The organism is Ruegeria sp. AF5, assembly GCF_056541905.1.
The window spans coordinates 12,963-26,438 of sequence record NZ_JBQFYZ010000005.1 but is presented as its reverse complement, the minus strand read 5'-3'; the positions used below and the strand labels follow the sequence as shown (position 1 = coordinate 26,438).

The window sequence follows — 13,476 nt, the reverse complement described above, 5'->3', positions numbered from 1 at the left end:
TGGGGAAAACACGAACCCTCTGTTACGGTTGCGTCAGGGTTACGAGCGTCAGGAGCATACAGAATGACGAAGATTGCCAAGATTACCCTGTTGTTTGTGGTGTTTGTGGATCTGATTGGGCAAGGTCTGGTCTTTCCCATCATCAATTCGTTGATCATGGAAACGAGCTCGGGTTTTCTGCCGGAAAGCACGCCAGTGGGCCGTAGGCATTTTTACTATGGTCTGGTGATCGGATGCTTTTTCCTGTCGTGGTTTCTGGGTGTTGTTTATGTCTCGAAAGTGTCTGACTCGATCGGGCGAAAGAATGCGCTGCTGGTCTGCCTTGGGGGGGCGTTGGCCGGATATGCGCTGACCATTGTGGCGCTTTATCTCAATAACCTGCTTCTGCTGATCGTCGGCCGTTCGATTACCGGGTTCACTGCGGGCAATCAGCCCATCGCGCAGGCAGCGATGATCGATGGCAGCACTGACGCGTCTGACCGGGACCGAAACATGGGCTACATCGTGACAGGTGTCAGCTTTGGCCTTGTCGGCGGGCCGATCATCGGCGCGGTTTTGTCGGATTCGGCGCTGTTTGGCGGCTTTGCCACGCTGAAAACCCCGTTCTATGGCGCGTTCGTGTTGGTGTTGATCGCGATTCTTCTGGTGCTTCTGTTTTTCAAGGACACCCGAACCAAGCGCGAGCCCTTTGTGTTTCGTCCCCGCGATATTACCGACAGTCTGATCGCAGTTGGCGAACACCCTTTGGTTCTGAAAATCTTGCCAGTCTATTCGTTTTTCATGATCGCCAATGTCACATTCTACGTGTTTGTCGACAATTTCCTGACCAGCGCATTCGGGTATGGGGTCATCGGGGGCAGCGTGGCGATGGTTGTCATCGGTGTGGCGTTGGCCTTTTCCAGTACGTTCCTGGTGAAGCCTGCCCAGGAAAGGTTCAGCAAACACGCGATCATTTACACGTCGCTTGTGGTGATGGTCATTTGCGGGTTTGCCTTTGCCTTCAGCCCAAGCGGTGTATTCAGCTATGTCCCCGTGTTTTTCTTCTATTTCCTGTTCGGCATCGCCTATCCAACGCTGTTGGGCCTGTTCTCCTCAAGCGTGAGCGAGGCGGATCAGGGCTGGGCCATGGGCGTGGCCACCGCCGTGTTCTGTCTTGCGGGGGGGATCATGTCATTGATCGGTGGCGGGTTGATGAGCATCGATATCCGCGTGCCCTATTACATCGTGATCGTTGCAGCGATCCTGGGGCTGGTCGGCATGCACCGCCGATGGAAAGGCAAAGAGATCAAGGCGCTTTTAGCCTGAGATCGTCTCAACCGTCAGGTTGCCATTGGTGTAGACGCAGATATCTGCTGCGATGGCCATGGATTGCCGGGCGATGTCTTCTGCGGATTTGTCGCTGTCCATCATGGCACGCGCGGCGGCCAGAGCGAAATTGCCTCCCGAACCGATGGCCGCCACATTGTGTTCGGGTTCCAGAACGTCCCCTGCCCCGGTGATGACCAGCAGATCCCTGCCGTCTGTCACGATCAGCATCGCCTCAAGCTTTTGCAGATACTTGTCGGTGCGCCAGTCCTTGGCGAGTTCAACCGAGGCGCGGGCCAGTTGACCGGGCGTAGCCTCAAGCTTGGCTTCGAGCCGTTCCAGCAATGTGAAGGCATCCGCTGTCGATCCGGCAAAACCTGCCACGACCTCGAACCCTCCGGGAGACAGGCGGCGCACCTTGCGCGCAGTGCCCTTGATCACCGTCTGACCCAGACTCACCTGACCGTCGCCGGCAATGACGACATGACCGTCCTTCTTGACGCCAATAATCGTTGTGCCGTGCCAACCGGGAAAGTCGCTATCTGCCATGATCGTCTCCGCTTTTTCTGGCGGTATATATGGGCCGGACCGGTTGTTGGCGCAACCCATTGCCAAACTGCCCAAAAGATATGCAAAAAATGCAAATCGGGGTTACCGGACCAGCAATTGTGAGTCCGGCCAAGCGGTACTAGATGAGGCTCACAACCGACGACGGGTCGGCTGTTTCTTCAATAAGGACTGCGCACATGGCAACTACAGCTAATATTCATGCGCCGCTCGGAGCAGCTACCATCCTGCACGTGGCGGACGTTTTCATCAATGCATTCGACAATGTTGTCGCATGGAATGAAGCCCGTAAAACACGGAACCTTCTGTCGGAACTCAGCGACACGCAGCTGGACGATATCGGTCTGAGCCGCGCGGATATCGCAAAAATCTGATCCAACCGACAGATCGCCAAACCGAACCAGCCGCCCGGATTTCCGAGCGGCTTTTCGTTGCTTAGCCCTGGACATATTTCCCAGCAAGATCGGGCAAAAAGGCCTCGACCGCGGCAGTTGAAATGACGTGCAGAGTGCCAGTCTCTTCATCGGCGACATCCAGACCACCTTTGATCGCGCGAACCTCGGCCCGGCCTCGCGGCAAGTCGGCAGCAACCAGCTCGCAGTTCACCTGTTCCGGATTCTGAACGCCGATTGTCACACGCACGCGCATTTCGTTGTGATCGATCCCCAGCTTTGAAAACAACGTGATGGATGAATGATGCAACGCGTCCTGTACCGCGCGGCGGGCTGCTTTGGTATAATCCTGACCATAAAGGTCATTGCCGGTGCCCATTTCCAGGATGATCCGCTTTTCACTCATTGCGCAGGGTCCATGTCGAAAGAAACGATCAGTGCGGCGTTGGCGATGACCGTGTGGCCGTCGCCATGCGGTTTTTCGATGTCCAGCCCACCCTTTGTGACAGTAATGTTGGGCTGGCCATAAGGGAAAACGGCTTTGAGGGCGTCTGTATCCACTTGATCCGGCTGCTGCACGCCGATCTCGGCATCGATGATCATCACCTCTTTCGGGAAACCAAACAGCTCGGCCATATTGACCGAGTTGTGCCACAGCGCGTCTCTGATCGCCCGCAGCGACGCCTCGGTATAGTCCATCCGGCGCAGGGATGTGCCCATCCCGAACTCTACAAGAACGCGCGTTTTTGCCATTGGCTTCCCCGCTGCTTCAACAAAAAAGGCGCCCCGATCTGAGACGCCTTTTGAACAATCTGTTATCGCCAGATCAGATGGATTCGTCGATCCAGCTTTGCAGCGCGGCTTTGGGGGCAGCGCCTGCGCGATTCGATACAACCTGACCGTCCTTGAAGATGAACAGCGCCGGGATGCCGCGCACGCCCATGGCGGCGGCAGAGTTCGGGTTGTTGTCCACGTCCACCTTGGCGATCTTGACCTTGCCGCCATATTCAGCGGCCAGCTCTTCCAGTGCGGGACCAATCTGCTTACAGGGTCCGCACCATTCGGCCCAGAAATCCACTACAACTGGAACGTCCGAGTTCTTGACTTCGGCGTCAAAGGTTTCGTCGGTGACGGCTACGGTCGACATATTATGTCTCCTGAATGAAATGCGCTTGGGCTGTGAAGGTAGGGGCGGCAGTAGGTAAGGTCAAGATATCTGGGTGCAGGCCACGGCATCCGTCACAAGATCGTGTGGCAGCCACATAAGATTTGCCGTTCTTGTCCAGAGGATTGCGGTGCGTATCTTATGGTTTGGATAGATCTGCGACAGGGCCTGCGCATACGCGCCCATTTGGCGAAGCAACCCTTCGGGGCAATCTTTGACCCGGTTCGGAACGGTGGCATTTGATTTGAAATCAATCACATGGACTTCGGTGTCTGTCACGATCAGGCGGTCGACAATCCCATACATTCGCTGCCCGTTCAGGTCGGCAGTAACAGGTATTTCGGCCAATGTGTCCGGCGTGAAAATGTGTCGCAGGCTTTCGGATGTCAGCACGCCTGTGACTTCGGTCAGCAATGCGCCCTGATCCTCTTGCCTCACCTCGGGCAGCAGGCGGGCACAAAGCTCTGGCCAGTGGTTCTGCGTGACTTTGGGCAGATGCTCAAGCAGCAGGTGCACGCGGGTTCCGCGCAGTTTGGCAGCGTCTTCATCCAGACCAGCGTCACCCGGCAACGCCTTGGCACCACCCAGATCCGAAGGGCTGATAGAGGCCGCCGGTACAACTGGTTCTGGTGCGGGGTGCAGGAACATGTCGGGCAGTTCTGAATGTTTGGCCAATGCAACTGACTGCTCGACCAATGGCAACCCATCCCAGTCGCCATGGGACAGCCGACGTTTATCTGAACCAGGCAGTTGCGTTGCCCCGGCCTTTTCCATCGCCGCTTCTACCATCTGGTACCAGCTGTTGCCATCTTTACCCAAATCACCCGCCGCCGCCACGATCAGCCACTTTTCGGCCCGTGTTAGAGCCACATATAGCAGGCGAAGCCGTTCGTTTTCCTCGCGGGTGCGCGCCTCTGACCGGGCGTGAGTGATCAGGTTTGGCGATTGGTCTGCCGAAACCTTCCACAGCGGTGTCCCGTCTGCCACCATGATTTCGGCGTCGCGTGGCGGCTGACGTTTGCCGGTATCCGGCAGAATGACGATCGGAGCCTCCAGACCTTTCGAGCCGTGCACCGTCATCACCCGGATCATATTGCCGACCCCGCTCATCTGTCGTTTGATTTCCAGATCGTCGGTCTGCATCCAGACCAGAAATCCCGTCAGGCTGGGGATATCCGTCCGCTCGTAGGCCAACGCCTGCGACAGCAGGGCATTGATACCGTCTTCTGCCTCGGGTCCCAGTCGGCCCAACAGGTTTCGCCGCCCGTCATGTCGGGTCAGAATGCGTTCGATCAGGTCATAGGGGCGCAGAAAGTCGATCTGACTGCGCAGATCGTTCAGCACGGCCAGGGTTTTGGGGAAATCGTCGGCACGTCTGCGCAAAGCAGCCCACAGGAATTGCTCCTCCCGCCGATGGGCCAGATCGAAAAGCTGCTGCTCGGACCATCCGAACAGTGGGGATTTCAGAACCGTTGCCAGAGACAGGCTGTCTTCGGGCGTGGCCAGAAAGCTAAGCAGCGCAGCCAGATCCTTGACCGCAAGTTCGGCACCCACTTTCAGCCGGTCCGCCCCGGCGATGGGAAGCCCGGCAACCTTGCAGGCGCGAATGATTTCGGCAAACAAGTCGGACCGGCGTTGCACAAGGATCAGAAAATCACCGGGTTGCACTTTGCGTCGAACAAACTGGCCCTGTGTGTCCCCGTCTTCAGGGATCGTTTCGCCGCCATCGATCATTTTTTTGATCGACGCAGCCACCCGTTCGGCCAGAATAACGGTATGATGCCGTGATCCGGGTCGGTCCACCGGATCAGTCCAGTCCCCCTCCTCCGCGTCTTCGACTTTTTCGACAACGGGCCAAAGATCAACCCGACCGGGCAAATCGGATTTAAAGGCGCGGTGCTGGCTTTCCTTCTGAAATCCTGCATCGGTTCGGTTCTCAAAAAGCGTGTCGACCAGAGACAAGATCGCGCTGGAGGATCGGAAGGAATATTCCAGCGTCGAACCCCACAGTTTAGAGCCTGATTCAGTGAGTTTTCGGTCAAACTCCTCCTGCATCCGGTCAAAAGCCTGCGGATCGGCACCCTGAAAGGAATAGATCGATTGTTTTTTGTCGCCGACCACAAAAATCGTGCGCTCGACCCCTGATCGGGCCCCCTCCCCACTGGTGAATTCCTGAGCCAGTTTTTCGACCACATCCCATTGATCGGGGCTGGTGTCCTGCGCTTCGTCGACAAGTATGTGGTCGATACCCCCGTCCAGACGGTACAACACCCATTCGGCCACCGCCGGGTCATTCAGAACCTGACGTGCGCGCAGAATCAGATCGTCGAAATCCAGCCACCCCCGCAACTGCTTGCGGCGTTCATATTCCGGTAGGAATGCAGCGGCAAAGCGGTGCAATACAGCGGTTTTCAGGGCTGCAACCAGCGCCAGCCGGCGTTCGCGTGCAGCTTCAACCCGCAGCATGAGAGCTTCGAGTTGAGGCATCCGGTCCGCCAGCGCACCTTCGCGAAGGGGTTTGGTGGGAAAGCCGTTGATCTTGGCGGTGAACGGTTCTTTTGCGTCTTTTCCGGTCAGCAGCACGTCTTCCAGCATGGGCAAGTGAGCCAATCGTGCTTCGGTGAACCCTGCCAGCTTTGCCGCTGCCTTGGCATTATTGCCGCCACTTTCGAGCAATAGGGGCAAAATTGACTGGATCAGCTCAACCTCACCACCCAGGAAAACGCTTTGAAACAACGCATTATCGTCGAAATGCGAGGGCAGTTCGAAGCGTTGCAACAGATCAGACCAATCCAGTTGCTGCGCGAACAGGTTGCGTTTCTGGGTGATCGCCGCAGTCAGCTTGTCAAAGCCTGTATCGGTGACAAACCGGGCCACGTCTTCGACCAGCCTGGCCTGCGGGCCTTCTGCGAAATCTTCAACAATTTCTTCTCTTAGCAAAGCTGCCGCACGGTCTTCCATTTCCGAAAACTGCGGGCTGACCCCGGCCTCGAGCGGGAACCGACGCAGCAACGAGGCGCAGAACGAGTGAATTGTCTGAATCTTCAAGCCACCTGGAGTCTCAATGGCGCGGGCAAACAGGGTGCGCGCTTGGGCCAACCGGTCTGAATTGATGGCGCCAGTCACGCCCAGTTCGGCCAGGTCCTTTTGCAGCCTGACATCTTCCAGCATGGCCCATTTGCCAAGACGGTCAAACAACCGGTTCTGCATCTCGCTGGCAGCGGCTTTGGTATAGGTCAGGCAAAGAATGTGCTGCGGTTGGACGCCACCCAGCAGCAGGCGCGCCACCCGATCGGTCAGAACCCGTGTCTTTCCAGACCCCGCATTGGCGGCCAGCCAGGTCGAGGCATCTGGTCGCGCGGCCTGCACCTGCCGTTCGGTTGCTTCGTTGCGCGCGCTCATGTCAGGTCCTCGGGGCGCGTTTCGGCTGTCCGGTCCCACTCGCCGAACCGGGCCAGATGATCATAGTCACCGATATCCGTATCCTTGTGTAGCATTCGGCGGGACGAATACCCCTGATCAGGTTCTAAATAAGCTGAAATCAGCTCTTTCAGCTCGGCCAGAACCTTGTCGGCGGGTTCTTTCAGCAGCGGCGCGGGCACCTCTTTATAGGTACCGCCCATCCCGATGAAGATCGCCTCTGCCACAGCCATCGGGTCAAGCCCTTCGATACCGCCCTGCTCGGCCATTGCGGCCTCGATCAGCAATTGCTTGTCGAATTTGGACTGCTGGCTTTCTGTCGGAGGCGCGCCGGTTTTATAGTCGACGATCCGCAAGGCCCCCCGGCTGTTGTGATCGATCCGGTCAGCGCGCCCTGTGATGGTGAAATCCAGCGGGTTCAGCACCAGCTTCATCGCCGCTTCAAAGGCCACTGGCCCTCCATCGCCCCGGCGCGAAAGTTCGGCGCTGATAAAGCCGTCTGCGATCCGTTCCAGTCGCGCCAGCCACAGGTGTCGCGCCGTGGGCCATGCGACATGCTGCTCCAGCAATGCGTGCGCGCGCTTCAGGAAATTCTCACGCGTCAACAAGGCGTTGTCGAGCACGCTATCCTTGACGAAATGCTCGAGGATTTCGTGGATTACGATCCCCCGCAGCAACGCGTCGGGTGCCTGGACAAGCGGGTCGAGAGGTTTCAAACGCAGCACATGTTTGGCATAGATGGCATAAGGATCGCGGATTAGCCGCTTGATTTCCGTTACTGACAGGTGACGTGGACGCGCGGCAACTGGCGGGCGCGGGGATGGACGTGGCGCGGGGTCAATGCGCGGCGCGTCTTCCAGAGCGTCGGACCAATTCAGCCAGTTTTGGCCACGGGCGCGCATTTCGGCCAGCGCTTGGAGGCCACCCTGCTCAGGCAGGCCTTGCAACAGGTTTGTCAGCCGGTTCACCCAACGGGACGGCACCGTTTCCGCATCGTCCGAGCGGGTTGCGCGGGTTAGCCAGACCTCGGGCGCGCCGATGGCCTGTTGAAAATCATGCGCCGACAGGCCAATCCGCCGTTCGGGCAACAACAGGCCCGCCCTGTCCCGCATCTGCCGGTTCAGCCAGGGGTCGGGCGCCGGAGCTTCTGGCCAACTGCCTTCGTTCAATCCGCCAAGGATCAACAGGTCCGCACCTTGTACCCGCGCTTCGAGTGTGCCCCAGATCATGATATGCGGATGTGGTGCGTCGCGGTCGCGGACCTCTTCCCCTGCAAGCAACGCGCCCAGAAGATCGGCAAAATCATGGGCCATCATAGGCCCGCCATGTTGCGCCTCTTCCCTGAGGGAATTCAGCACTGCCAGTGCCTTTTGACCCGCGTTCTTGTCCCACAACGTGCCGGTTTCACCTGCACTGCCAGCCGAGATCGCCTCGGCCAGTGTTGTGACCCGATCTACCCAGTCGGAAAGCGCCAACTCGCCACCGATCTGTTGATCGCAGAAGTGGTGAACAACCCATTGAACCCAGGCCTCGGGGGCTTCTTTGCGTACTGCAAATGCGGTGAGGCTGGTGCCATCCGGAAATGGCGGGCCATTGCGGCGCAGGTCCAGTTCCAGATCACGCGTGTGCAGCAAATGGTTACCGCGTTCACTGCCGTCATGGCACAAAGGGTGTTTTAGCAAGGTAAGCAGCGCCTCGCCCTCCAGACGGCGCGTGAACAGACCAGCCACATGTCGCAGAAACCGGCCCGGAGGAGAGAGTTGCAGCGGCAAACCGGCGCTGTCATCCGCCAGAATGTTCCACCGATCCAGCGCGGCGCTGACCTGACGGGTCAACATGCGATCGGGCGTGATCAGGGCGGCGGTCTGACCGGTTTCAGCAGCCTTTCGCAGGCGCAGGGCAATGGCCAAAGCCTCGTCCCGCGGTGATTGCGCCTCGACCAGTGTCAGGTCTTTGGTTGCGCCGAGTAGATCAGCCAGTTTCGGGCCTTCGCTCATCCAGGCATTGGTGATCGGGGCCGGGCGCAAAGCCAGGGAAACCAGACGGTTACGGGCAGGCGAGGGGGCGTTCAGGTCTGTCCAGGGGGTGATCTGACCGGGTGACAGGCCCAGCCCGTGCATCAGCTTGCGAAACCGGTATTGCGGGTGATCTTCCGAAGTCAACGCATCATCCAACCCTTCCCAAACGTGATCCGGCTGGTCGAAATCGTATCCGGGCAGTACCAGCGCCCCTTGCGGCAAGCGCGCGACGGCGTCCATCAGCATCAGCGTGGTGCCGCGCGAACCGGTTGACCCGGCCAGAATAACCGGATGCAGGGGGGGATCGGTTTGCCAGCGGGCGATCAGGTTTTCGACCACGCGACGTTGGCGGGCCTGCGCGTCCATCACCTGCGAGCCCGTGTCAATGAAATGATCTGCGATACCGATAAAGCTCTGAGCCCGCGCCCAATGGCCGGACATGTCGCTGACATCCAGCCCCCGGATCGTGTCCGGTGACACACCTTCGCCCTGCATTTCGTCGATCAGCGCCGCCAGACTGTCGGACAGGTCAAAAACCGACGACCGCGCGGCCAGATCCGGTTGTTGTTCCAACAATTTGGCCACCAGCTGCGTCAGTTCCAGACGCCGCCGAAGGGGCGGAATGGCAGGTGGAATATGCGCCAGATCAGCGCTGTCCCCCAGATCGGTTAACAGCGAGATGCGGGGCAGCAGGCAAGGTGGCCCCTGATTGAACAGATCACGTACGCGCCGCTCCATGCGTCGCGTGTTCAACACCAGTTCCACCCGCGCCAAAGCCTCGGGCGGGCCTGAACAACGCCGCTTCAGACCGTCGACCAACGCCTTGGGGAAATCCGTACCGGGCGGAACAGCGAAGACGCGGGGAAGAGGTTCGGGGTCAAACATCGGCAAGCAAATCCTCGGCCAGAGCAATCCCATCGGGGTGACCCACATCACACCAGCGCCCGGGATACTCGATGCCGAACAAACGCCCCTGGCCGTGCATCTGGTTCCAAAGCAGATTCAACGAAAACGCCGGCTGCGAGATGGCGTGCAATCCTTGTGTCTTGAGGATCTGCGCGCCCCCGTAAACCAAGCCGGGCCCACGCGTGATCCGCCCCGCCTGATCAGCGGTAAAATCACCGGGCCCGTCGTGACCTATGGCCTGCGCAGTTGGAACACACATCAAAAGCGCATCCATGCGGGCCGGATCCCATGCGTTTTGCAGCAGTTTCAATGGATTTGGGCCGGACCAGATTGCGTCGGTATTCAGGGTGAACACTGGGTCGGTTCCCAGCAATGGCAGGGCTGCGCGCAACCCGCCGCCGGTTTCCAGGATCTCCGGCTCCTCCCGCGATATCAGAATGCCTTTAGGCCCGAGATGCGCGTCGAGCTGATCGGCGTGGTAATGCACATTTGCCGCTGTGCGAACAGGGCCAAGGTTGTCGACAAGATCCAGCGCATGGTCGATCAGGGGGCGCCCGGACACTTCGATCAGCGGTTTGGGTCGGTCCTTGGTCAACGCGCCCATACGGGTGCCAAATCCGGCGGCAAACAACATTACGGCAAAGGGTGATCCGGTCATTGCGGCCTCAGCCTGGCCAAATTCTGAGGTGTTGGTCGGGGCAGAGCGTCGTGCAGCAGCGAGGCCACCGAAACAAGGGCAGGGTGTTCCAGATCCCGCATGAGGTGCGACCAGACCGCCGGGATCATGTCCAGATATTGCGGCTTGCCGTAATCGGTTGCCAGCCGCGAAAAACCGCCAAGGATGCGAAGATTTCGCTGCGCGCCCAATACGCTGTACGCGGTCCGAAACTCGTGATCATCCATACCTGACCCTGCAATATAGCGGTTGATCATCTGCATTTCTGTCCCGACCGAAACATCGCGGCGAATGTCCTGAAGCAAGGACACCAGATCATAGGCGGGGTGCCCCAGCATGGCCAATTGGAAATCCAGCAATCCGACGCGCCTTATGCCGTCGCGCTCGGGCAGCCAAAGAAGGTTTTCCGCGTGATAGTCCCTTTGAATGACAACTTTGCCCCCAGAGGTTTCACGGTGCAGAATATCGGCAAACCGAAGTTCGAACCGGTCCAGAACGTCCTGATCAACATTGCCCTGAATTCCAGCGGCATATTTCGTAAGCGCCAGCGCCGCCAGGTCCGTCATCAGGGCCGGGTCGTAGGACGGTAGCGACAATAATGGGGCCTGATGCAGGTGAAGCAACACGTCTGTTGCGGCCTCGTACAAAAGGCGTTCTTTGGACGGGTCTTTTTTCAGAACACGTGCAAACAGATCATCACCCAGATCTTCCAGCAGCAGAAATCCATATTCAGCGTCTTCTGCGTAAATCTCGGGCGCACTCAGTCCAATCGAACGCAGATAGTCGGCAATGCGCACAAACGATTCGACGCTTTCGCCCTTGTCAGGTGGCGCATCCATCAGGACAGCCGTTCGCCCACTGACCGGATCGGTCACACGTTCGTACCGGCGGTTCGATGCGTCGCCGGCCAGTGGTGCACGCGTTGCCCCGGCCCAAGGAGTTTGTGCAATAAGGGCTTCTGCCAGGACTGTCCTGTTTGTCATCCGGCATTCTCCAGCTTTTTTACCCATTTCGGATCGGCCCATGACAAGGACACGTGGCGGGTATCTTCTGTGTCAGGGTCTGTTTCGAAGGCCAGCTTTAACGCAGCGGCAGGGGCTAGTGCGCCCAGCTTTTCCGGCCATTCCACAAGGCAGATTGCTGTGTCAAAGGCATCGACCAAACCCAGTTCATCCACTTCCTCTAACGCGTTCAGCCGATAAAGATCGCAGTGCCAGATCTCACCGGCCGGGGTGTCGTAGGTCTGAACCAAAGTGAATGTGGGTGACGGCACATCTTCCGGTTCAGGCATAAGTGATTGAATGAGGCTGCGTGCGAAATGCGTCTTGCCGCTGCCGATTGCACCACTAAGCAACAGGACATCCCCATCACTGAGCGAATACCCGACACGGGTCGCAAAATCTGCGGTTTCATCGGGCGATCTGAAGGTCAGGGTTTGGGGGGGCGTCGTCATGGCGCCACAATGACGTTCTGCCCAATCGGCTGCAACCCCGGTTCAGGCGCTGATCTGTTCCAACGGGGCGGTTTTTGTCAGAAGATCCACGGGTGCAAACCGCACGATCGTCGCACCGTTATGAACCGGTGAAACCGTGCAGTCCAAAGTGATGCCCGACCGCATCCGGATTTCAGCCGTCCACTCCGCCCGGTTATCCCGCATTTCGACGAAATCCCGGATCTCTCCCAGAATCGGCGTAGCAACACAATGCTCCTGCCACCGCCGCGTGACATCGGTGACCGTGTCGTTCTGAAAGCCGATTTCCTGTGCGTCGCCCCAAAGTTTTTCGTAGGCGTAGTTGGTAAGGGCCAGGGTGCCATCATCGGCAAATACAGCGATTGCATCGGCCAGCTTGTCCAATATAGATTGCATAAGATCCATCTCGGACCGGAAGCGGCGCGTCAACGTGATTTCTGCCGTAATATCTTCGAACAGAAACGCAACAGCCCCGTCGGGGTGCGGCCTGCCGCTTACAGAATAAACCGAGCCAGAGGGAAGCGACCATGTTTCGTGGTAATTGCCGCCCTCGGCCGCTTCGAGCAGGTCGTTCATCTGACGCCGCCATGTACGGTAGTTCTTGGGCTCTGGCATCATGTGCTGATCCCTTAGCCGGTCGAAGAAACTGCTGATATTCGGGCGGCAACTGAGGAAATCCGGCGGCAACGTGGTCAGATCAATCAGGGCCGGGTTGAACAGCGCCAGTTGCCGGTTGCGATCGAAAATGGCCAGGCCGATCGAAAGTTGAGCAAACGTCTTGGTCATGGTCTGCACGAACTTGCGTTGCGCGGTTTCCGCTTCGACAATGGCGTTGATGTCTGTGGCGTAACATAACCGCCCGTCTTCCTGTTCGATCTGCGTCAGATCGAACCACAACTTGCTGTTGGACCCAGTCACATCTACCGAAACCCTTGATTTTCCAAGCGACGGCGCATCAGAGGTGCCCGGAAACAGCGGGGCAGTCAGATCGGCATCCTGACCACGCGCCCGGCGAACAAGCGTGACATAAGTCGCATTGCACCATTGCACCTGGCTGTAGTGATCCAGCAACCATACCGGATAGGGGGCCTGTTCCATGGCCAGACGGCTCGGTTCACTCAGCGTGCTTGACCCAGTCGGAGAAATTCTGGCCGGTTCGTGCAGACGCACGCGGACAATCCCGTCGATCCATTCACACACGATTTCGCGTTCGACTGTGCAATCAATGGCCGAGATTACCAGTACATTTTGATCGCGAACCTTTTCGGGTGTTTCGGGGAAGGTGGGGAAATCCCTTTGCAGCAGGCGGCGCAAGTCCTGCCAGCTTCCAACATGTTCGAACCCGGCAAGCGCGATATCGGAGTGGCTGATCAGGTGATCACCATCAAACAGGAATACCGCATCGAACAGGGATGTTGTCGAAAACAAACCAAAGACATCGTCGCGTCGCGTCTGGCGTGGCAATAACCACTGCACGGCAAAGCATCCCGATACCAGGCTGATCGCGGCCAGAATGATCCAATCGGCCATGAATATCCCCAAGGTAGAACAAACCC

Annotated in this window: 12 protein-coding genes; 2 read left to right on the top strand and 10 right to left on the bottom strand. The window is 58.3% G+C overall.

All coding sequences use genetic code 11. The annotated features are described in order from the left end of the window. The first annotated feature begins 63 nt into the window (after positions 1–63). Complete coding sequence (locus ACR0DS_RS09675) at positions 64–1,305, top strand: MFS transporter (RefSeq protein ID WP_480486882.1); 1,242 nt, start codon at positions 64–66, stop codon at positions 1,303–1,305. Here the strand turns inward: ACR0DS_RS09675 and hslV are convergent. After that, positions 1,297–1,854 carry an ATP-dependent protease subunit HslV gene (gene hslV / locus ACR0DS_RS09670; RefSeq protein ID WP_480482584.1) on the bottom strand — a complete coding sequence of 186 codons (558 nt, stop codon included), beginning with the start codon at positions 1,852–1,854 and terminating at the stop codon, positions 1,297–1,299. The two genes, ACR0DS_RS09675 and hslV, sit on opposite strands and share 9 nt — an antisense overlap. Before the next feature lie 197 nt (positions 1,855–2,051). Here hslV and ACR0DS_RS09665 point away from each other — a divergent pair, with 197 nt between their 5' ends. Next, the gene (locus ACR0DS_RS09665) at positions 2,052–2,246 is read left to right on the top strand and encodes a DUF1127 domain-containing protein (protein WP_209505251.1); all 195 of its coding nucleotides are present in this window, start codon (positions 2,052–2,054) and stop codon (positions 2,244–2,246) included. A 61-nt stretch (positions 2,247–2,307) separates the two neighbouring features. Here ACR0DS_RS09665 and ACR0DS_RS09660 read toward each other — a convergent pair whose 3' ends face one another. The 9 genes from ACR0DS_RS09660 to ACR0DS_RS09620 form a co-directional block, all read right to left on the bottom strand. Continuing rightward, the gene (locus ACR0DS_RS09660) at positions 2,308–2,670 is read right to left on the bottom strand and encodes a Lin0512 family protein (protein WP_480559148.1); all 363 of its coding nucleotides are present in this window, start codon (positions 2,668–2,670) and stop codon (positions 2,308–2,310) included. Further along, positions 2,667–3,017: a Lin0512 family protein gene (locus tag ACR0DS_RS09655; protein WP_480506841.1), complete on the bottom strand. Its 351-nt coding sequence runs from the start codon at positions 3,015–3,017 to the stop codon at positions 2,667–2,669. The genes ACR0DS_RS09660 and ACR0DS_RS09655 overlap by 4 nt, the downstream gene beginning before the upstream one ends. A 73-nt stretch (positions 3,018–3,090) precedes the next feature. Continuing rightward, positions 3,091–3,411, bottom strand: coding sequence for a thioredoxin (gene trxA, locus ACR0DS_RS09650; protein WP_209505247.1), 321 nt, complete (start codon positions 3,409–3,411; stop codon positions 3,091–3,093). A 60-nt stretch (positions 3,412–3,471) separates the two neighbouring features. Next, positions 3,472–6,831: a double-strand break repair helicase AddA gene (gene addA / locus ACR0DS_RS09645; protein ID WP_480559146.1), complete on the bottom strand. Its 3,360-nt coding sequence runs from the start codon at positions 6,829–6,831 to the stop codon at positions 3,472–3,474. Continuing rightward, the gene (gene addB / locus ACR0DS_RS09640) at positions 6,828–9,752 is read right to left on the bottom strand and encodes a double-strand break repair protein AddB (RefSeq protein ID WP_480559144.1); all 2,925 of its coding nucleotides are present in this window, start codon (positions 9,750–9,752) and stop codon (positions 6,828–6,830) included. Before addB ends, addA begins: the two co-directional genes overlap by 4 nt. Beyond that, positions 9,745–10,431 (bottom strand): nucleotidyltransferase family protein, encoded by a 687-nt coding sequence (locus ACR0DS_RS09635; RefSeq protein WP_480559142.1) that lies wholly within the window; start codon positions 10,429–10,431, stop codon positions 9,745–9,747. Before ACR0DS_RS09635 ends, addB begins: the two co-directional genes overlap by 8 nt. Next, positions 10,428–11,432 (bottom strand): aminoglycoside phosphotransferase family protein, encoded by a 1,005-nt coding sequence (locus ACR0DS_RS09630; RefSeq protein WP_480538416.1) that lies wholly within the window; start codon positions 11,430–11,432, stop codon positions 10,428–10,430. The genes ACR0DS_RS09635 and ACR0DS_RS09630 overlap by 4 nt, the downstream gene beginning before the upstream one ends. Continuing rightward, entirely contained in the window at positions 11,429–11,902 is a 474-nt protein-coding gene (gene tsaE, locus ACR0DS_RS09625; RefSeq protein WP_480559140.1) for a tRNA (adenosine(37)-N6)-threonylcarbamoyltransferase complex ATPase subunit type 1 TsaE, read from the bottom strand. Before tsaE ends, ACR0DS_RS09630 begins: the two co-directional genes overlap by 4 nt. Positions 11,903–11,944: 42 nt before the next feature. Continuing rightward, positions 11,945–13,450 (bottom strand): PAS-domain containing protein, encoded by a 1,506-nt coding sequence (locus tag ACR0DS_RS09620; RefSeq protein WP_480559138.1) that lies wholly within the window; start codon positions 13,448–13,450, stop codon positions 11,945–11,947. Positions 13,451–13,476 lie beyond the last annotated feature (26 nt).